Raw genomic sequence first — 19,589 nt, 5'->3', positions numbered from 1 at the left:
CTATGAAATTTACACATCTATTAGGAATAGGAGCAGTTGCCCTGTCAATTGCAGCTTGTACTACTAACCCGATCACGGGAAGATCTTCATTACAGATTGCAAATAACTCTGAAATACTGACGATGTCTGCGCAGGAATATAAAACAACACTGTCTAAATCTAAGATTATTTCAGGAACTGCAGACGCTAAAAAAATAGTAAGTGTAGGAAGCAGAATCAAAAGTGCAGCAGAAAGATACTATCAAAGCATTGGAAGATCAGCAGACTTGGCCAATTACAGCTGGGAATTTAATCTTATTCAGAGCAATGAACTGAATGCCTGGTGTATGCCTGGCGGGAAAGTTGCAGTATACACAGGAATCCTTCCGGTTACGAAGAATGATAACGGTCTTGCGGTTGTGATGGGACACGAAGTTTCACATGCCTTAGCGGGACACGGAAATGAGAGAATTTCTCAGGCTATGGTCGCACAGTATGGAGGTTCTATTTTAGGTGGAACCATTTCAAACTCACAATGGGCCGGGATTTTCCAGAAAGTATACCCGATAGGATCTCAGGTAGCACTATTGAAATACGGAAGAAATCAGGAGTCAGAAGCAGATCAGATGGGACTGTATCTGATGTCTATGGCAGGATATGACCCAAGAGAAGCGATCCCTTTCTGGAATAGAATGGAAGGAGCGTCTTCAGGATCAAGACAGCCTGAATTCCTTTCTACTCACCCGAATCCTGAAACAAGGATCTCAGATATCAATAGAGACCTTCCCAAAGCTTTGGAATATTATAAAGCTGCCGGAGGGAAAATATAACATCAGAATTTTTAATCTTGTATAGAGCCTTATTTAATTTTCACTAAATTGGGTAAGGCTTTTTTTTAACACCAACCACTAACACAATATTTATGAAAAGTTTATCAATTACAGGACTTATCCTGCTGGCCGTTTCGGCACTGCTTTTTTATCTGACCACTGATTTTACGGTAGGCGGAATTACCATTTCCCATATGATGGGTGTAATGGCAGGGGTAGGAATCGGTCTCATTATCGGCGGAATGGTAGGATATGTAAGTAAAGGAAGCGCGCTGAAAGCTGAAGAAAAAAGAAAAGAATTCAAACAATTACAAAAAGACAAAGAAGAACTGGAAAAGCAGGCGGCAGAAATTGCCCAACGTGAAGCAGAACTTCAGCGACAAAATCAAAACCCTCAAATTTAAAAAATTTGAGGGTTTTTTATAGATGTTATTTTCAAATTATTTAAACTTATAACCTACACCTACCAAGAATAGGTTAGGTCTGTTGTCATATCTGATCTCAGAGCCGGAAACCTTATTGATGAAGTTTCTTTCATCTTTGCTGAATGAACCTTCATATCTTGCGTTGATAAGCAGTTTCTTGATTTCAAGCTGTGCTCCGAACTGATAGCCTACAGTGAAATTGGTTTTAACATTTTCTTTAAAATCGTTGTAAGTATTTTCCTTGCTTAAATTATAGCTGGCCACAGGTCCTATGAACACCCCAAGCATATCTCCCAAAACATTGTGTCCTAAAAGAACAGGCATATCCAAACGGTTGCTTTTCACATCAAAAGTAGTATTCTCCGTAGTGAATTCATTTTTGAAGTGCGTGTAGTATAATTCCGGCATTACATAAAATGAACCTGGAAGTTTAACTTTTACTGAAAGACCCGCGTTGAAACCTGCATTGTTCTTTCCTGTTCCTTCAATGGCGTCATTGACTGTTCCTTTGATGTTTTTCCATGAAGGAGAGCCTGTAGGGAATATTAAGTTAGCTTTTGCTGCCAGTGAAATCTGTGCAGAAGCGAACATTGAAAACCCGATTAACGCTATACTAAGTACCTTTTTCATTATCGTCTATTTTAGTGATTGTATTTTCAATCGTTTTATTATTTTCAAGTAAATATTCTCTCAGTTCTTTAAACAGTTCTGAAGAATAAACGAAGTCAATAAGATTTTTATTGCCTGCGGTGATCAGAACGTCTTTGTTTCCTTCCCATTCTTTGATTCCCAATCTCAAGTATACAATTTTCTCCCCGATCGTCATCACAGAGTTCATATCGTGGGTATTGATGATGGTTGTCGTGTTGTATTCTTTGGTGATTTCAAGAAGAAGGTCATCAATAATATTGGAAGTATAAGGGTCAAGTCCGGAGTTCGGCTCATCACAGAACAGGTACTTCGGATTGTTGACGATGGCTCTTGCAATGGCCACACGTTTCTGCATCCCTCCTGATATCTCGGATGGAAATTTTCTGCCGGCTTTGTCAAGATGTACTCTTCCTATGACTTCAAAAACCCTTTTCTTTTTTTCACGGAAGGTAAGGTTGGTAAACATATCCAGTGGAAACATAATGTTTTCTTCCACGGTTAACGAGTCAAAAAGCGCGCTGCCCTGAAATACCGTTCCGATTTCTGAACGCAGGTGCTGTTTCTGATCTCTGGTCATCGTATTGATATCCGTACCGTCAAAAAGGATCTCTCCCGATGAAGGCTGGTATACATTCAGTAAGCTTTTCAGGAAAACAGTCTTTCCCGAGCCGCTCTGCCCGATGATCAGGTTCACTTTTCCTTTGTCGAAGGAAGTTGAAATTCCCTTAAGGACTTCGACATCACCAAAACTCTTCTTAAGATCTTTTACCTCAATCATTAGCTTAATATTAATTGGGTTAAAATTAATTCAGAAATGATAATAAATACCATTGTCCATACTACGGCCTGTGTACTGGCTCTACCTACTTCCAGCGATCCTCCTTTTACGTTATATCCGAAATAGGAAGGAACGGTAGCGATGATAAAGGCAAATACGGTAGTTTTTAGAAATGCGTAATACACAAATAAATTGGGCATATACATCTGAATTCCCACAATATAGTCGTTCTCAGTCCAGTTTCCGGTCAGCATACCTGCCAGATGTCCACCGCCGATACCAAATACGATACTGATGGCGATAAGGATAGGATTGAAAATAACGCAGGCAAAAATTTTAGGTAATATCAGAAAATTCGGAGAGTTCACTCCCATGATGTCCAGGGCATCGATCTGCTCAGAAACTCTCATGGTTCCTATACTTGATGCTATATATGATCCTACTTTACCGGCCAGGATAAGACTGATGATGGTTGGTGAAAATTCCAGAACCAAAACGGCTTTCGTAGCATATCCCACGAATGAAGGAGGGATAGGAAAAGAGGAAGAAGCAAAGTTGTTGAACATCTGGATAGCGACTACCGCTCCCACAAATATAGAAGTGAAGATCACAAGCCCAAAAGAATTGACGCCGAGATCATTAATTTCTCTCATGAACAGCTTCCAAAAAACCCTCATTTTCTGGGGTTTCTGCAAGGATTTACCTAGAAGGATAATGTATTCTCCTACTGCTGTGAAAAACTTTTTTAACATGCTGCTAAATTAGACTTTTTTATTTAATTAAGTAAGGCTCAGTTGAAGCCCTAAAGTTTATTTAACCTTAGAAGCAAATATGATTCCTCAATTGTAATCTTAACCTTTTGTTTGATTTATTTTGCGTTTTTATCCCCTGCGATCACCAGTAAAACAGTCTTTAAAACGATGACCAGATCCAGAACAAAACTCCAGTTCCTTACATAGAACGTATCTGCAAGGATTCTTTTCTTCATTTCCACTTCCACATCTCCGTAATCTCCACGCAGTCCGCTTACCTGTGCCAGTCCTGTAATACCGGGAGAAACCATGCTTCTTAAGCTGTATCTTCCGATCTTTGGCTTATAGTAATTATCTACGGCCAGCATATGAGGGCGGGGTCCTACGATAGACATTTCTCCCTTCAGTACATTGATAAACTGGGGAAGCTCATCAAGGCTGGTTTTTCTCAGAAATTTTCCAATGGTGGTGATCCTGGAGTCGTTTTCTTCCGTGGTTTTCGTTGCAGATTCTTCATTAACGATCATCGTTCTGAATTTCAGGCAGGAAAATACTTCCTCATGGAAACCATATCTCTTCTGTACAAAGAAAACAGGACCTTTAGAAGTTGCTTTGATGAGAATTGCAATAACTGGAAATAGCCACGAGCAGAGAAATACTAATATTGATATTGAAAATAAAATATCGAATGTCCTTTTTACTAGAAAATTGGAATAAAAGTCCAAAGGATATTTGGCCTGGCTTAGAACCGGCTGTGTCTGAATATATCCGAGATCATACAGGAAAAAATCACTCTGTGTAATGCTCGGAATCAGGGAAACGTGGACCTTATTGTCTTCTGCAAGCTTGAAGATTTCTTTCTCCGTATCCTCATTGAACAGATTTTCAGTAGATAAAAAAAGGGTGTGAATTCCGTTCTTTTTCCAGAAACCAACAAGTGCATTGGGATTGATAGCCGGGCCTTCATATTCGAATATTCTATATCCGTAATCCTTCCTATCTTTAAATATATTTCTTAAAATTTCGGTAGAGCTTGTTTCTCCCAAAAACATGACATTTCTGTAATTGATCCCCAGTGAACGGAAATATTTTATGGTAAAATAAATGACCGATTTCGCCAGGAAAATAAAGAAAAACAGGTAAAATGAGAGCCAGTAGATATCTGAATTGAAAAACACATTTTTGCTCACCCTTCCGATGAGGAGAACTCCCAGTATAAAAAACAGGAAATGAATCAGAAGACGTTCCAAAAACAAAGTATACGTAAGATTCCTCTGAATGTTATAAATTTTTGTCCTGCCGCTCAGCAGCATCCAGAACAAAAACAGTAGAATCAGAGAGAAAACATTTTCATACCATGTTTCTCTATGGTATCTTAAGTTTTCATTCCTGCTTATAAAAAAGAATATAAAGATAGATGCAATAACCATAAGGTCAAGCAAAATAATAATCGATTTCAGGTATCTAGAGTATCGAATTCTCTGCATCTATCGGTGTTTAAACGGATACGAAGAGCTAAGGTACATATTTTTTATGGTATATCTCATATTCGATGAATATTATCAATTTTCGTCCTACTACTTGGATACTTCATGCAGAAAACCAGTCATAAGAATAAAAATAATCTCATTCAATTTGCTCTGCACAATCTAAGGGAAATGATCTTTATGGAATATTCAAATATTTATGAGTCTGAACCGAAGCCTGCCATTCCGGGTGAGCCAGAATAAAATCGGTGATCTTTGGATACATCTCATCACGCTTGCTCCACTCACTCTGAAGATATAACCTGCAGTTTTCGGAAACTTTTGCAGCTTGCTCGTCAGCAAATTTAAAATCATTATTATTAAAAACAATCATTTTAAGTTCGTGAGCTTTAGCATAAATTTCTTCTTTCGGAAGTCCGGTTTTCTTTGGTGAAAGAGTAATCCAGTCGATTTGTCCGCTTAAAGGATACGCTCCTGAAGTTTCAATATGTATGGTGCAGCCTAATTCTTTTAATTTAGAAGTCAAAATATCTAAATTCCACATTAATGGTTCGCCACCAGTCAAAACAACGATTTTACAGTGTTTTGCGGCAGTTTCTGCAATTTCTTCAGCATTCATCAAGGGATGCAGCGTAGGATCCCAGCTTTCTTTCACGTCACACCAGTGGCAACCCACGTCGCAACCTCCCAGTCTGATAAAGTAAGCTGCTTTTCCAGTATGCGCACCTTCCCCTTGAATAGTGTAAAAATGCTCCATCACAGGGAGCATTTTACCTTCTTTTAATAAAATATCTTCTTCTTTATTCATTTTAAAATTAGTCGTTATAGACCGAAGTTTTGTATGCGATGATGGTGTTCTTCATCAGCATGGCTCTGGTCATTGGGCCTACACCTCCCGGTACCGGCGTGATCCAGCTTGCTTTGGCTGCACAGCTGTCAAAATCTACGTCACCCGCAAGGTAATATCCTTTTGGAGAATCATCATCTACTCTTGTGATACCCACATCCACGATTACTGCGCCGTCCTTGATCATATCTCCTTTCAGGAAATGCGGATCGCCTAAAGCGGTGATAACAATGTCTGCTTTTTTTGTATATTCTTCGATATCTTTTGTGTAAGAGTGCGTTAAAGTCACGGTAGAGTTACCCGGGAAATCTTTTCTTCCCATCAGGATACTCATAGGTCTTCCTACAATTTTACTTCTTCCGATGATCACACAGTCTTTTCCTTTCGTTTCAATATTGTATCTTTCCAATAATGTCAGAATCCCGAATGGTGTAGCAGGAAGGAACGTGTCCATTTCCAACGCCATTTTTCCGAAGTTTTCAGGGTGGAAACCATCTACATCTTTTCTTGGATCAATAGCCAAAATGATTTTTTCCTGATCGATCTGATCCGGTAAAGGAAGCTGTACGATAAAACCGTCCACCGATTTAGATTTATTCAGCTCCTCAATTTTTTCCAATAATTCAGATTCAGAAACTGTACTTGGAAATTTGACAAGGGTAGAGCGGAATCCAACTTCCTCACAGTCTTTTACTTTACTGTTTACATACGCCTTGCTTGCTCCGTTGTTTCCAACAAGAATTGCTACCAGATGCGGTGCTCTTTTCTTGCTTTCAAGGATCTTTTCCACTTCAACCTTGATCTCCGCTTTTATTTCTTTGGATACTTTAAGTCCGTCAAGAATTTCTGCCATTTTTACTTTTTTTACTTTTATTTAGATTTTATTGAATACAACAATATCCTGGAACTCATCGGCACCTTCCTTTTCTACATCAGTTCTCCAGAATCCTCCTTTTATGGTCGTTACTTTTAATCCGGCTTCTGCTGCCATCTGGTTCAACAATGGAATGCTTACCGCGATATTGGCCGCGGTCACTTTATCATCCATAAGTCTGTACCCATCATATTGATGCGGAAATGGCATGGTTCCATATTCCTTTTTAGATTCATCATACAGGAAGAATGTGGCCAGACATTGCCCGCCGCTGTTCAAAACCCTGCTGATCTCGCTCAGATATCTTTTAATCTCAGGAATCTGCATATGAGTGAATACCGAGAACAAAAATGCTTTGTCAAACTGAGCATCATCATAAGGAAATGTAAAATCTTCCGCTTTTTGGCTGAAAGTATTGTACAGATCATTATAAATCGGGGTAAACTTGAATTTAAAATTCGGATGTTTTTGACCGATATTTTTATTGCACCAGTTAATTCCCTTTTCTACAGCATCAAAACCGTCGTAAGTTCCTTTATCAATGATTCCGGTAAGGGCTACAGCGGTTCTTCCGATTCCGCATCCTACATCCAGAACACGGTCGGTATTTCGTAAGCCGATATATTTTTTCAGCGCATTAGCCTGACGAATCCCGTGAGGAATAAAGTCGCTGCCTCCTACATAAATATCTCCCTTTTTAGGCTCGTTTTTAGATCTTTTTCCGGTAAACCCATCATAAAGGTCTATCGGGAAATAGTAGATCTTTCTCCCCAAAAGCCTGAGGCCCGGAGGAAGTTTATAATAATATGACCGTAATGCAGACATCTGCTATTTATTTCCTTTATAATAATTGATCAATCCGTTGGTAGAGCTGTCATGAGAACTTACTGCCTCATTGTTTTCAAGCTCAGGAAGGATCTTATTGGCTAATACTTTTCCTAATTCTACTCCGAACTGGTCGAAACTGAAAATATTCCAGATGACACCCTGAACAAAGATTTTATGCTCGTACAAGGCAATCAGCTGTCCCAGTGAAAAAGGAGTTAATTCCTTGAATAATATAGAGTTGGTAGGTGTGTTTCCGTGGAAGACTTTATAATTTAGAAGTCTGTCAATTTCTTCATCACTTTTTCCTTCACTTCTTAATTCCTGTTCTACCTCCTCTTCAGATTTTCCGAAAGCAAGTGCTTCAGTCTGCGCGAAAAAGTTAGCTAAAAGTTTAGGCTGATGATCAGAAACGGCATTGCTGCTTTTTGCATAAGCTATAAAATCGGCAGGAATAAGTTCCGTTCCCTGGTGGATCAACTGGTAAAAGGCGTGTTGTCCGTTTGTTCCCGGCTCACCCCAGATAATCGGTCCTGTTTCGTATTCCACGAATTCACCGTTTCTGTCTACGCATTTTCCGTTACTTTCCATATCTCCCTGCTGAAGATATGCTGCAAATCTATCCAGATATTGAGAATAAGGAAGGATCGCATAAGTAGTGGCAGCATAGAAATTACGGTACCAGATACCTAAAAGTCCCATCAACACCGGGATGTTTTCTGAGAAATCTGCAGTCTGGAAATGTTGATCGGTGTCAGAAGCCCCTTTCAGAAGCTCTTCAAAATTCTCATATCCTACTGCCAGAACAATGCTTAGGCCGATAGCGCTCCAAAGAGAATATCTTCCGCCTACCCAGTCCCAGAACTCAAATATATTTTCTTCTGCAATTCCAAACTTTTTAACAGCTTCAACATTAGTGGATAAAGCCACGAAATGTTTCGCCACATCTTCCTCTTTTCCAGCTTTCAGGAACCAGTCTTTCGCAGAATTGGCATTCGTCATTGTTTCCTGAGTCGTAAAGGTTTTGGAAGCAATGATGAATAAAGTGGTTTCAGGATTCAGTTTTTTAACGGTTTCAGCAATGTGATTACCGTCAACGTTTGAAACGAAATGAACGTTTAATCTTGTTTTAAAATGCTTTAAAGCGGAACAAACCATCACCGGTCCAAGATCTGAACCTCCGATTCCGATATTCACAACATCAGTGATTTCTTTTCCGCTGAAACCTTTATGCTCTCCTGAAATAATTTTTTCAGAGAACGTTTTCATATGGTCAAGAACTCTTCTGATCTGAGGTTTTATGTTTTCACCGTCTACGATGATTTCTTTATCTGAAAAATCCCTCAAAGCTGTATGAAGAACTGCTCTTCCTTCTGTTTCATTGATTTTGTCACCTGAAAACATTTTGGAAATAGCGTCTTTCAACTGGCACTCTTCTGCCAGATGAAGTAAAAGTTCCTTCGTTCTTGAATCGATCAGGTTTTTAGAATAGTCAAAAAGGAAGTTGTCCTTTTGTATAGAAAATTCATTAAAACGCTCCGGATTGTACTGAAAAAGACTTCTCAAATCAAAGTCATTTCCTGCAAAATGTTCGTCAAGAGCCTTCCAGCTGTTAGTTTGTATAGGATTTATTTTTGATAGCATACTTTTGGAATTTAGTAGATTCAGAAAATGATGGGCTGGATCTAAATGTTTAAAATCCATATCATTTTATTTCTGATGTGCAAATTTAAGGAAAAATAAAACCTCCGGAAAAAAACGGAGGCTGTAAAATCTAAAATTATGATAATAATGGAAAGGCTGCGGTAATTCATTCATTATTTTGGCTGCTTTTTTAGTACATATTACTGCAAGTTATAATGTGGAAAAAAAATTGAGTCCGATATTTATGTTTAGATATTCATAGTATTTGGTTTTTAGATGATTATGATGGTTTTTGTATATTTGGGAGTGATTCTTTCGTATTAAAAAGATAGAACTCAATAGAAATAAAAAAACACTGATGATAAATGGGACAAATTAAGATATTCGGAATAAAGAAACACCTGCATCCAATCAGGGAAAAATTATCTGAAATTGTACACGAAAGTATAGTTGATGCTTTTCAGTACCCGAAAGAAAAAAAAGCACATAGATTTATTTATATAGAAGAAGACAGTTTTTTCTACTTCGATACACGAACGGAAAAGCATACCATTATTGAAATAAATGTTTTTGAAGGAAGAAGTATTGAAGCAAAAAAGAAACTTTACCAGCTTTTGTTTGACAGATTTGAGAATGAACTTGGTATTTCGACAATGGATCTGGAAATTACAGTTTTTGAAACTCCAATGCATAATTGGGGGATACGGGGTAAAAGCGGGGATGAACTAGTACTGAGCTACAAAGTAAATATTTAAGTCGGAAAAAACAGGGAATAAATATGCCTATTCAATGGTATGCCTTGGTCTATACTTCCTGACGTCATTAAATAATAAACCCCAGATCAGGTCTGGGGTTTCATGGTTATTGTTTGGTGGAAGATAGATAGGGAAGTTATTCATCCATTTCGTTCAGGATATTTTCCAGACGTTTAGCATTTCTTCCGTAGATATATTTTGTCCATAGCACAATGCTCGTGACGATCGCCACCGTTCCGATCAGAACGCTGATGATTAAAGCCTGCTGATAAGTACTTGACATATCACCTAAGGTTTCTCCTTTTTTCTCCAGTATATTATAGAATTCCAAGCCTAATGTGATCATAAAGTGGGGAAGAAGAAGGAATCCGAAAGACTGGTATCTTTCCATATTCAGTTTCAGTTCGTGGTATATCTTCCAAAGGCTGTTTTTGGTATTTCCGTCATAAAGTTCGGTCTGCTTATAAAATTTATAGAATCCGAACAGATAGTAAGAGGAGATCACAACCAGCATCGCATACGAAGTGTAATAAATAATATATTGAGATTCCGGAAAATGGAGCTGCTGCGGAAAGAAGGCGATAAGAATGACGGCAATGACCTGCATCGGAAATTCCGCTTTCATGCTTTTCTGGATCTTTTCGATCGGATGTTTGCTTTTCTTTAGTTGTTCTATGGTGTTGGGAATGTTGACGCTGTCGCCGTCTTCGTTATTCCACTGTTCTTTTAATTGATCAAAATTCATAGCCTGATTTTTTTATGATTTGCTGTATTTTTTCTTTGGTTCTGTTAAGTTTTACACGGGCGTTGCCTTCGCTCAGCCCCAGGTTGTCTCCGATTTCTTTGTGAGACATTCCTTCCATGAAATAAAAGATGACGGCTTTCTCTAATGCCTTAAGCTCCTGGACTGCAGCGTAAAAAACTTCTAATTGCTTGTCCTTTTTAGGATTATAGTCTTCATTCTGGACCTCGAAATGATGTGGCACCTCGGTTTGATTATCCGTCCGCTGCTTTTCTTTTTTTAAATAAGTGATCGCGGTGTTGATGGCCACACGGTACATCCAGGTCGAAAATTCACTGTTCCCTTTGAAGTTCTGATAAGATTTCCACAGCTGAATAAGGATCTCCTGCTGCAGGTCTTCTCGGTCCTCCAAAGAATCCGCGTAGATACGGGAGGCCTTGTACAGAATGCCTTTGTGCTGGTTGACGAGCTTTAAAAAAGCGGTTTCGGTTTGACTGCTCACGATGATTTCATGGTTTGGTTATACATTATAAGCTTGATACCGGCTTCACGGTGTATCCTTTTGCTCTTAAAAGACGGATCATTCCGTTTTCACCCATAAGATGAGAGCCTCCTACTGCAAAGAAAGAACTTTCTTTCTTCATCATCTCAGGCATTTTTTCTGCCCAGTTTTTATTTCTGTCCGTAAGCATGGCTTTTTCCTGCGCAGCATTCATCATTTTATCATCTTTAAATAGGGTATAAAGAGACTGTACATCTTCTTTTTTAAATGCGGTGAGCATTTTGTTAAGCAGGATTTCATATTCTTTTCCCATTTTTAACTGTTGCATGACTGCTTTCAGATCATAGGCTTTATTAATGGAGGTCATCTGTTCTTCCACTTTTTCAAGCCCGGAGACTTTCTTTTTATTTTTCATCGCACTTTGAAGAAGTTCTATTTCATACAGTTTGATTTCAGTCTGTGGACATGGAATGGCTTTCATCGAAATCAGCGCATACAATGCCTGTGAACTGGAGTTGTCCATCTTCTTTAAATCTGTTCCGTAGTCCGCAAGGATCTTATCCAGCTCCTTTGCTTCTGCAGGACTCAGTTGATCCGATAGTTTTTTATCCGTCTTATACATTTTCTGCATGACTGTCATTTCAGCGGGATCCGTATAATTGATCTCCATTACAAATTGATCAGACTTTTCAAGAGCTTTCATTACTTTAGGCTTAATCTCAAAATCCTTGCTGCACATAATATGAAAAGTTCCTGCAATATAAGAGGGTTTGGTAAGACCATTTCCGGAAACTTCCCAGAGTGTACTGTTTTCTGTGCTGGTATTTTGAGCTTTTACCGTCATAAAGGTCGCCGATAATAATAATGCGAACCCAAGTTGTACTAAATTTTTCATATGATTAAAGTTTTTGATTATTCATTCTTTTAAACAGTAGGTAAGGGCAGGATAATGATCGTTACAGTTTTTTTTGAAAAAAATAAAAAACCTCCCGGAAAGGAGGTCTGTAAAATCTAAAATTATGATGATAACCAGCTGGTTAGGATTGCTTTTGTTATTCGTGAATTTTTGTGCGTTCAGGTTTTGTCAGTTTTCTTTTTCTTAGAAAATAGACAACCGCCGCTAAGATTAAAAGTAAAGGCCATATGGTGATAAGTCCCACAGCAATCTTTTGAATCAGGTAAAACCCTTCTACGAAAGCATTTTTAGCATCATATATAAAATTGAATTTATATTGATTGTCAATATTGCGGGTATTGGTCACTGCAATTTCAACAATACGAAGTTTAGGCTCTTTGATGTAAATATCTATGGTGCTGTATTTGATATTATCTGTGGTATCCATATTGGCCAGCTGCTGCATGTTTCCTTCCGCCATATTGTCGTTGTCCAGCTGTACTTTGTCTTTATTTGTTTTCAGCTGATCGATGTTTTCTCCTGTCTTTTTAATTCTTTTGCCTTCCATTTCTGCATACTTGATGCCGGAGGTTACATCTTCCGCATTGATGGTTCTGTAATTGAGGAATACTTTTTTGTCATTAATCTTTGTAAGCAGTTCCCCCAGCTTCTCTGTCGGAACACGGACCTTCATGGTATTTTCCGTCTGGTATTTTTTAATCAGCATGGCTTCATTATCGGAAGTATTGTAGGTGTCCTCTGAAAGGATACTGCTCTGAAGATTGCTGTGGGTCACAAATCCTCCAAGATCCTGAACTGTTTTTTCAATGGAAACGGTTGCTTCATACACATCTTTGACTTCCATATTCACATCAGCCGTTTTAATGAACTGTTTGTCCTTTACTTCCATAGTGGCTACAGAAGAAACACTGTCCGTAACCATGGAAACAGCAGAGTCTGAAGCAGAAACTTCTGTGGCGGCCACTTCTCCTTTTTTACACGAATAGATTCCTAATAAAAGAACTGCTGACAGGGATAATTTAATGTAAGTCGTTTTCATAGCGTTGATTTTTGTGGGTTTTCTTAGGTCAAAGTTCAGTCAGGATCTTTTGTAATATTTGAAAATCAACCGCAAAAAGTTTGTAAAGAAATATTTCTGTTTTAATTTGTTGTCAATGAGTGTTTTGTAAAACAGGTGGTCATGGAATGACTTGTTTTCGGAGCAGTTTTTGCTTAACTTTTACAAATCAATCCCACAAAACATTACTATGTCAAATACTTTTTCCAAAATCAGAAATGCTATAGAATTATTCAGATCCATAGATTTTGACCAGCTGAGTGCTATTTCTCAAAAAGTTGATCTGCCCAAACTGATGCAGAATTTCTCCAAACTGGACGATAAACAACTGAACGGAATGATGAAAATGCTTGATCCTAATAAGAAAAAGCGGGAACTTCCGCCTATTGATGGTGATTTCTACGATATCTACCACACACTGACTCCGGAGCAACGTGAGATTCAGCTTAAAGTAAGAGCGTTCATGGAAAAAGAAGTGAAACCTCTCGTAAATCATTACTGGCTCAGAGACGAATTTCCTTTTGAACTTATTCCAAAATTCCAGAAACTGAATATCTGCGGGGTAACCTATGAAGGATACGGCTGTCCGGGTATGCCTTTCTTGATGGAAGGGGTTATTGCGATGGAAATGGCGAGGATAGATGCTTCTATTGCGACTTTCTTTGGCGTTCAGTCCGGATTAGCGATGGGATCTATTTATATCTGCGGATCTGAAGAGCAGAAACAGAAGTGGCTTCCTCAGATGCAGAAATTTGAAAAAATAGGGGCATTCGGTCTTACGGAACCTGAAGTAGGATCCGGAGCGGCGGGTGGTCTTACAGTAACCTGTAAAAAAACGGAAGAAGGCTGGATCCTTAACGGTCAGAAAAAGTGGATCGGAAATGCAACATTTGCAGACCTGATCATTATCTGGGCAAGAGATCTCGATAGTGGAGAAGTGAAAGGATTTATCGTAGAAAAAGATAATCCCGGCTATTCCGTTGAGAAAATCAAAGGTAAAATGGCATTAAGGATTGTGCAAAACGGATTGATCACCTTAACGGATTGTCTTGTAACTGAAGAAAATCGCCTGCAAAACGCCAATTCATTTAAAGATACCGGAAAAGTTCTGCGTATGACCAGAGCCGGAGTAGCATGGATGGCTACAGGCTGTGCAAGAGGAGCTTACGAAAGTGCATTGCAATATACCAGAACCAGAGAGCAGTTCGGGAAACCGATTGCTTCGTTCCAGATGATTCAGGGACATTTGGTGGAGATGCTTTCCAATCTTACAGCCATGCAGACCATGGTGTTCAGGTTATCGGAAATGCAGGATGAAGGCATTTTAAAAGACGAGCATGCTTCACTGGCCAAAGTTTTCTGTACCCTGAGAACCAGAGATATCGTTTCCAGAGCAAGAGAAGTACTGGGAGGGAATGGTATTCTCCTCGAATATGATGTAGCAAGATTCGTGGCCGACGCTGAAGCCATCTACTCTTATGAAGGAACAAAAGAAATCAATTCACTGATTGTGGGAAGATCCATCACCGGATTCAGTGCATTTGTATAAATTATTTAATGTGAATGGTGAATGGTCAGTAGTGAATTTTTCGCGGGGTATCAAAATTGACAGCGAAGCTAATTGACCATTCACTATTCATCAATAGTTGTTTTTAACTAATCAAAGCTTTATATTTCTCTCGGTCATCAATAATTGCCCAAATATTGATCAGGAACATAACGATAGCGGTGATGATTCCCATCTGGTTCGGGTCTCTGTATATATTGTGAATAACAATTCCTACCATGACAGGAAGGAGGATGATAGTGCCCAAAGCTTTGGTCTTCTGGAAGATAAATAATACTCCGCCAACAATTTCTACGATTCCCACTAAGGGAAGCAACCAGCCGATTTCCCCGAATGCAGCAAAGATCTTGATCTGCTCGTCGGACATTTTAGGCATAGGTGAATAGTGGAAGAATTTGTTCAGTCCGGCATGAATAAACATCAATGCAAAAATGAACGAAAGGATAAATTTTACGATTTTCATGATTGTTGATTTTATATCAAATGTATAACAAAAATGATATTCGTTTATGTATTTTTATTAAAATTTGTTAATGTTATTTCTTTCTCTCGACATTGTGATTAAATTATGATTTCCATTTAATATATTTGTGACTCAAATTAAACTAAACAATCGTATTATGTTGAAAAAACTTCAAAAATTAGATCGCGAGAATTTAAAAAAAATTAATGGAGGAGGAAAACCACCTATCTGTGATATCGGACCGGAAGGTTGTCCTTGTAAAATTCCACCGGGAGACCCTTGTTTAGGTGGCCCAGGCGGAGGAGGCGGTGATGATTTAGGATACTGTCCGGATAATCAGTCTTATATTCCATGTAACCAGACCTGTCCAAGTGGAATGAGCCCATTCTGTGCTGCAGGAGTTTAAAATAATGGCTGTCTTTTTTAAGGCAGCCCTCTTTTTTTATAAGTAATAAGTAATGAGCAATAAGTAATGACTACTATTTGTTTCATTTATTACTTATTGCTCATTACCCATTACTCATCATTTATGATCAGTCCATTTCCTTCAGTGTAATATTCTTGGAAATCTTGTAGCTCTTTTTCTTTTTGTTAGGTTTTTCTTCCTCGCCAAGCAGCTTACCCCAAGGTTTTAAACCTTCTACTCTTTCAAAAATGATTTTAATGATGGCAATCGCCGGAATACACAGAAACATGCCCGCAATTCCCCAAAGATGTTCTCCTAAAATAATGCCTATGAAGGAAAACAGGGCATTGATCTTTACTTTTGAGCCCACTACAAATGGAAGAACGATATTTCCATCAATAACATGAATAGCGATATAACCAATAGCTACATAAACACAGGTAGATGGTGTTCCGGTGGCAAAGGCGATAAAGCATGAAATTAATAAGGATATACAGATTCCCAGATAGGGAATAACGTTGAGTAAACCTGTCAGGACAGCAAGCAATATCGCATATTTTACCCCTAAAATAGTAAGAACGATAGAAGAAAGAATAGAAACGATCAAAACCTGCAGACAGAGCCCGAAAATATATTTTTTCGTCATCACCCGGATTTCGGTCACCACTTCCTGTACGCTGGCTTTATGCTTTTCGTTAAAAACCGTGACAATGAAGTTATTAAGAATTCTTCTGTAATTTAAAATGAAGATGAAAAACAGGGTGAAAAATACAATAAACCCAAACCCGCTTGAAAATATCCCGAACGTAAAACCAAGAATCACTCCGGAAGAGGAGAGTAGTTTATTCAATCCCTGATTAATGTAATCAAGCTGTTCATCAATCTTTACATTGAATGTTTTTGAAATCCAATGCTGCAGATTATTAAAAACCGTAGTCACCTGATCTCTTAGATGCGGCAGATCTTTACTGAAGTCAGAAAGCTGTGAGCCGAAGAAGTAAATAATTCCGGCTAAAATAGCGAGCATAACAAAAACCGAAGTCATTGTCGAGATGGATCTTGGAAATCTCAATCTTCTTTCCATAAAAGTAGCGGCCGGAAGAAACAGCATAGCCATTAAAAAGGCTAGAAAGAAAGGCGCTAAAATGCTCTGTCCGAGTGCCAAAAGGTAACCAAGACCTATAATGGAAATAATGACAAGCGTTAATTTAACAAGAAACGGGATTTTGAGGAAGTTCATAATTTTTCAAATCTGTAGGATAAAAGTAAGAAAACACAGCTAATTATACTGCCCTTTTCATTTAATTAACATAATTCTTTTTGATAGAGAAGATACGAGACAACGCCGTGTGGTATGTCTTTCTTTAAATTGTTCTCAGCTATTTTTATCATTAATGGCCTATGTATATTTCAAAAATCTCGCGCAGATTTCTCAGATTGCACAGATCTGTTTGTTTTACTGAAGAATATCTTTGATTTTTATAAAACTTTAGTGCTGCAATGTATTGAGCTCACAATTAATTAAGTGTTAAAAGACTTTTGCGCCTTTGTGGTCAAATAAAAAACGCACCCCAGACATAATCTGAGACGCGTTTCCTTATTGAGAGTGATATGTTCTGAATTATTTTTCGATCGCAAAATCGATCACATCTTCCATTCTGTTGACGTAATGAACAGTCAGGTTTTTAAGATAATCTTTTTTGATCTCTTCTACATCTTTTCTGTTGGCCTCACAAAGGATCACTTCTTTGATACCTGCTCTTGTAGCCGCCAGAAGTTTTTCTTTGATTCCGCCTACAGGAAGTACTTTTCCTCTTAACGTTATCTCTCCTGTCATCGCAAGGTGAGGTTTCACTTTCTTATTTTTGAATGAAGAAACCATAGACGTTAGCATCGCAATACCCGCAGATGGTCCGTCTTTCGGAGTTGCTCCCTCCGGAACGTGAACGTGGATGTTTTTCTTATCCAGATCTTCCTGTGCGATTCCCAGATCATCATGTCTGGCTTTGATATATTCCAGAGCGATGGTGGCGGATTCTTTCATCACGGTTCCTAAGTTTCCGGTCATGGTAAGACTTCCTTTTCCGTTGCTTAGAATACTTTCGATGTATAAAATATCTCCACCCACACTTGTCCAGGCTAAACCGGTCACAACACCAGGTACTCCGGTGATTTCAGACAAACTTTTAGGTCTTGGTACGCCAAGGATCTCATCTATTTTTTCAATAGTGATTTTTGGATCGTATTCTTTTACCAGAGCCGTCTGAAGAGCCACCCATCTTGCAATGGAAGCAATTCTTTTCTCTAAGGTTCTTACCCCGCTTTCTGAAGTGTGTGCTTCAATAATATGTTTAAGTTCAGGATTTCCAAGTTTAAATGATTTCGCATCCAAACCGTTTTCTTCCTGTTGTTTCTTAATTAAATGTCTTTTCGCGATCTCCGTTTTCTCTTCCATCGTATATCCGGCAATCTGGATGATTTCCGTTCTGTCCAGAAGAGGAGTCTGTATCGTGGAAAGCGAATTCGCTGTAGCAATGAACATTACTTTAGAAAGGTCATAGCCCATTTCTAAGAAATTATCATAGAACGCTTTATTTTGTTCAGGATCAAGAACTTCTAAGAGCGCAGAACTTGGATCACCGTGAAGTCCCTGAGCAATTTTATCAATCTCATCAAGAACGATTACCGGGTTAGAAGTCCCTGATTTCTTGATAGATTGCAAAATTCTTCCCGCCATAGCTCCGATATATGTTTTTCTGTGTCCACGGATCTCACTTTCGTCATGAAGTCCACCCAGAGATAATCTTACATATTTTCTGCCTAAAGCATCAGCCACAGATTTCCCTAAAGACGTTTTTCCAACTCCCGGAGGCCCTACAAGCAATAGGATAGGGGATTTCATGTTGTTTTTCAGTTTCAAAACAGCCATGTGCTCCAGAATCCTTTTCTTAATGTCTTCCAGTCCGAAGTGGGCTTTGTCTAAAGTTTTTTCAGCTTTTGCAATGTCGAAAACGTCTTTTGTATAAGTTTCCCACGGAAGATCCGTGAAGAAATCAAGATAATTTCTTTGAACATTATAATCAGGAGAATTCGGGTTCTGACGCTGCAGTCTGTTGATCTCCTTCTGGAAATGATCTTCCACTTCCTGGTTCCATTTCTTTTTTCTGGCCTTAATGATCAGGTCTTCAACATCGCTTTCCGGACCGCCTCCCAATTCATCCTGGATGGTTCTGATCTGCTGGTTCAGGAAATATTCTCTCTGCTGTTTATCAAGATCCTTTGAAGTTTTCTGGTGGATCTGATTTCTCAGTTCCAGTTTTCTGAAATCTTCATGCATCATTTCGTAGCACTTGTTAGCTCTTTCCATCAGGCTTTTTTCTTCAAGAAGTCTTTGCTTTTCGATAGAAGGAAAGCTGGAGTTGGTGCAGATGAAATTAAGCAGATCATCATTGTTATTGATATTCTTAATTGCAAAATTGGCTGCATTCGGAATATTCGGATCCAGCTCAATGATTTTTAATGCAAGATCCTTGATGTTCTCAAGTAGAGCATCATATTCTTCCCTGTTTTTCGGCTTTGAATCTTTTAGCTTGGTAATTTCTGCTTTAAAATAAGGCTGGCTTTCCACGATTTTTTTGATCTTAAATCTGTGGAAACCTTTAGTAATCGCGGTGATGTTACCTTCCGGTAATTTGATGATCTTAATAATCTTGGCAAGCGTCCCGGTCTGATACATATCTTTCTCGGCAGGCTGCTCCAGATCTGAGTTTTTCTGACTCACGATCCCGATAAAATCACCATTTTTCTGTGCTTCTTCAAGCAGCTGTATCGATGTTTTTCTTCCGGCAGTAATAGGAATTACTACATTTGGAAACATGACCATATTTCTTACGGGAAGTATAGGGAATATTCTCTGTTCGGAATTCTTATCAGTCTCCGAAAAGTCTGAAAGATTGATCTCCTCGGCTACAATGTCAAACCCATCGCTGATCATTTCCTCTAAACTGATATCTTCAAATTCTGTCATAGTTTATGAAATGACAAATTGTCATCTTCGTTTTAAATCGTTAAAATGATATTTTACAATAT

20 protein-coding genes are annotated in these 19,589 nt (G+C 38.6%); 5 read left to right on the top strand and 15 right to left on the bottom strand.

The annotated features are described in order from the left end of the window. The first annotated feature begins 2 nt into the window (after positions 1 to 2). Positions 3 to 809 carry a M48 family metallopeptidase gene (locus tag BUA72_RS23430; protein WP_047452744.1) on the top strand — a complete coding sequence of 269 codons (807 nt, stop codon included), beginning with the start codon at positions 3 to 5 and terminating at the stop codon, positions 807 to 809. Positions 810 to 901: 92 nt separating this feature from the next. Continuing rightward, the gene (locus BUA72_RS23425) at positions 902 to 1,213 is read left to right on the top strand and encodes a hypothetical protein (RefSeq protein ID WP_034726902.1); all 312 of its coding nucleotides are present in this window, start codon (positions 902 to 904) and stop codon (positions 1,211 to 1,213) included. A 36-nt stretch (positions 1,214 to 1,249) separates the two neighbouring features. Here the strand turns inward: BUA72_RS23425 and BUA72_RS23420 are convergent, their stop codons facing one another. From BUA72_RS23420 to pgi, 8 genes are all read right to left on the bottom strand, one after another. Continuing rightward, positions 1,250 to 1,864 carry an outer membrane beta-barrel protein gene (locus BUA72_RS23420; RefSeq protein ID WP_047452743.1) on the bottom strand — a complete coding sequence of 205 codons (615 nt, stop codon included), beginning with the start codon at positions 1,862 to 1,864 and terminating at the stop codon, positions 1,250 to 1,252. After that, positions 1,848 to 2,663 (bottom strand): ABC transporter ATP-binding protein, encoded by an 816-nt coding sequence (locus tag BUA72_RS23415; protein WP_034726904.1) that lies wholly within the window; start codon positions 2,661 to 2,663, stop codon positions 1,848 to 1,850. Before BUA72_RS23415 ends, BUA72_RS23420 begins: the two co-directional genes overlap by 17 nt. After that, positions 2,663 to 3,415 carry an MlaE family ABC transporter permease gene (locus tag BUA72_RS23410; protein WP_047452742.1) on the bottom strand — a complete coding sequence of 251 codons (753 nt, stop codon included), beginning with the start codon at positions 3,413 to 3,415 and terminating at the stop codon, positions 2,663 to 2,665. The genes BUA72_RS23415 and BUA72_RS23410 overlap by 1 nt, the downstream gene beginning before the upstream one ends. Positions 3,416 to 3,531: 116 nt before the next feature. Beyond that, positions 3,532 to 4,902 carry an exopolysaccharide biosynthesis polyprenyl glycosylphosphotransferase gene (locus BUA72_RS23405; protein WP_072925646.1) on the bottom strand — a complete coding sequence of 457 codons (1,371 nt, stop codon included), beginning with the start codon at positions 4,900 to 4,902 and terminating at the stop codon, positions 3,532 to 3,534. A 178-nt stretch (positions 4,903 to 5,080) separates the two neighbouring features. After that, positions 5,081 to 5,710, bottom strand: a complete 630-nt coding sequence (locus BUA72_RS23400) for a 7-carboxy-7-deazaguanine synthase QueE (RefSeq protein WP_047452740.1) — start codon at positions 5,708 to 5,710, stop codon at positions 5,081 to 5,083. A gap of 7 nt (positions 5,711 to 5,717) precedes the next feature. Beyond that, entirely contained in the window at positions 5,718 to 6,602 is an 885-nt protein-coding gene (locus tag BUA72_RS23395) for a bifunctional 5,10-methylenetetrahydrofolate dehydrogenase/5,10-methenyltetrahydrofolate cyclohydrolase (RefSeq protein ID WP_072925643.1), read from the bottom strand. A 21-nt stretch (positions 6,603 to 6,623) separates the two neighbouring features. Then, the gene (locus tag BUA72_RS23390) at positions 6,624 to 7,448 is read right to left on the bottom strand and encodes a class I SAM-dependent methyltransferase (protein WP_083544285.1); all 825 of its coding nucleotides are present in this window, start codon (positions 7,446 to 7,448) and stop codon (positions 6,624 to 6,626) included. A 3-nt stretch (positions 7,449 to 7,451) separates the two neighbouring features. Continuing rightward, entirely contained in the window at positions 7,452 to 9,092 is a 1,641-nt protein-coding gene (gene pgi / locus BUA72_RS23385; RefSeq protein ID WP_072925815.1) for a glucose-6-phosphate isomerase, read from the bottom strand. Positions 9,093 to 9,457: 365 nt separating this feature from the next. Here pgi and BUA72_RS23380 point away from each other — a divergent pair, with 365 nt between their 5' ends. After that, entirely contained in the window at positions 9,458 to 9,847 is a 390-nt protein-coding gene (locus BUA72_RS23380; protein ID WP_072925640.1) for a tautomerase family protein, read from the top strand. A 136-nt stretch (positions 9,848 to 9,983) separates the two neighbouring features. Here BUA72_RS23380 and BUA72_RS23375 read toward each other — a convergent pair whose 3' ends face one another. From BUA72_RS23375 to BUA72_RS23360, 4 genes are all read right to left on the bottom strand, one after another. Next, on the bottom strand, positions 9,984 to 10,592 hold the full coding sequence (locus tag BUA72_RS23375) for a hypothetical protein (RefSeq protein ID WP_072925638.1): 609 nt from the start codon (positions 10,590 to 10,592) through the stop codon (positions 9,984 to 9,986). Next, positions 10,582 to 11,091 (bottom strand): RNA polymerase sigma factor, encoded by a 510-nt coding sequence (locus BUA72_RS23370; RefSeq protein WP_047452737.1) that lies wholly within the window; start codon positions 11,089 to 11,091, stop codon positions 10,582 to 10,584. The genes BUA72_RS23375 and BUA72_RS23370 overlap by 11 nt, the downstream gene beginning before the upstream one ends. Positions 11,092 to 11,116: 25 nt before the next feature. Then, complete coding sequence (locus BUA72_RS23365) at positions 11,117 to 11,986, bottom strand: TraB/GumN family protein (RefSeq protein WP_072925635.1); 870 nt, start codon at positions 11,984 to 11,986, stop codon at positions 11,117 to 11,119. 157 nt (positions 11,987 to 12,143) lie between these two features. Then, positions 12,144 to 13,046 (bottom strand): DUF4349 domain-containing protein, encoded by a 903-nt coding sequence (locus BUA72_RS23360; RefSeq protein ID WP_072925632.1) that lies wholly within the window; start codon positions 13,044 to 13,046, stop codon positions 12,144 to 12,146. A gap of 208 nt (positions 13,047 to 13,254) precedes the next feature. Here BUA72_RS23360 and BUA72_RS23355 point away from each other — a divergent pair, with 208 nt between their 5' ends. Further along, complete coding sequence (locus BUA72_RS23355; RefSeq protein ID WP_047452734.1) at positions 13,255 to 14,613, top strand: acyl-CoA dehydrogenase family protein; 1,359 nt, start codon at positions 13,255 to 13,257, stop codon at positions 14,611 to 14,613. Between the two features lie 103 nt (positions 14,614 to 14,716). Here BUA72_RS23355 and BUA72_RS23350 read toward each other — a convergent pair whose 3' ends face one another. Continuing rightward, complete coding sequence (locus tag BUA72_RS23350) at positions 14,717 to 15,094, bottom strand: DoxX family protein (protein ID WP_072925629.1); 378 nt, start codon at positions 15,092 to 15,094, stop codon at positions 14,717 to 14,719. A gap of 157 nt (positions 15,095 to 15,251) precedes the next feature. Here BUA72_RS23350 and BUA72_RS23345 point away from each other — a divergent pair, with 157 nt between their 5' ends. Beyond that, on the top strand, positions 15,252 to 15,500 hold the full coding sequence (locus BUA72_RS23345; RefSeq protein WP_047452732.1) for a hypothetical protein: 249 nt from the start codon (positions 15,252 to 15,254) through the stop codon (positions 15,498 to 15,500). Between the two features lie 127 nt (positions 15,501 to 15,627). Here the strand turns inward: BUA72_RS23345 and BUA72_RS23340 are convergent, their stop codons facing one another. Both BUA72_RS23340 and lon read right to left on the bottom strand, forming a co-directional pair. Further along, positions 15,628 to 16,740 (bottom strand): AI-2E family transporter, encoded by a 1,113-nt coding sequence (locus BUA72_RS23340; protein WP_034726915.1) that lies wholly within the window; start codon positions 16,738 to 16,740, stop codon positions 15,628 to 15,630. 381 nt (positions 16,741 to 17,121) lie between these two features. Then, a complete protein-coding gene (lon, locus tag BUA72_RS23335; RefSeq protein WP_047452731.1) occupies positions 17,122 to 19,527 on the bottom strand; it encodes an endopeptidase La in 2,406 nt (801 codons plus the stop codon). Positions 19,528 to 19,589: the final 62 nt, after the last annotated feature.

Origin of the sequence: Chryseobacterium sp. OV279 (assembly GCF_900128945.1) — a bacterium.
Lineage (GTDB): Bacteria > Bacteroidota > Bacteroidia > Flavobacteriales > Weeksellaceae > Chryseobacterium.
Note: the sequence above shows the minus strand (reverse complement) of the source record. Positions and strands in the feature narration are given on the sequence as shown.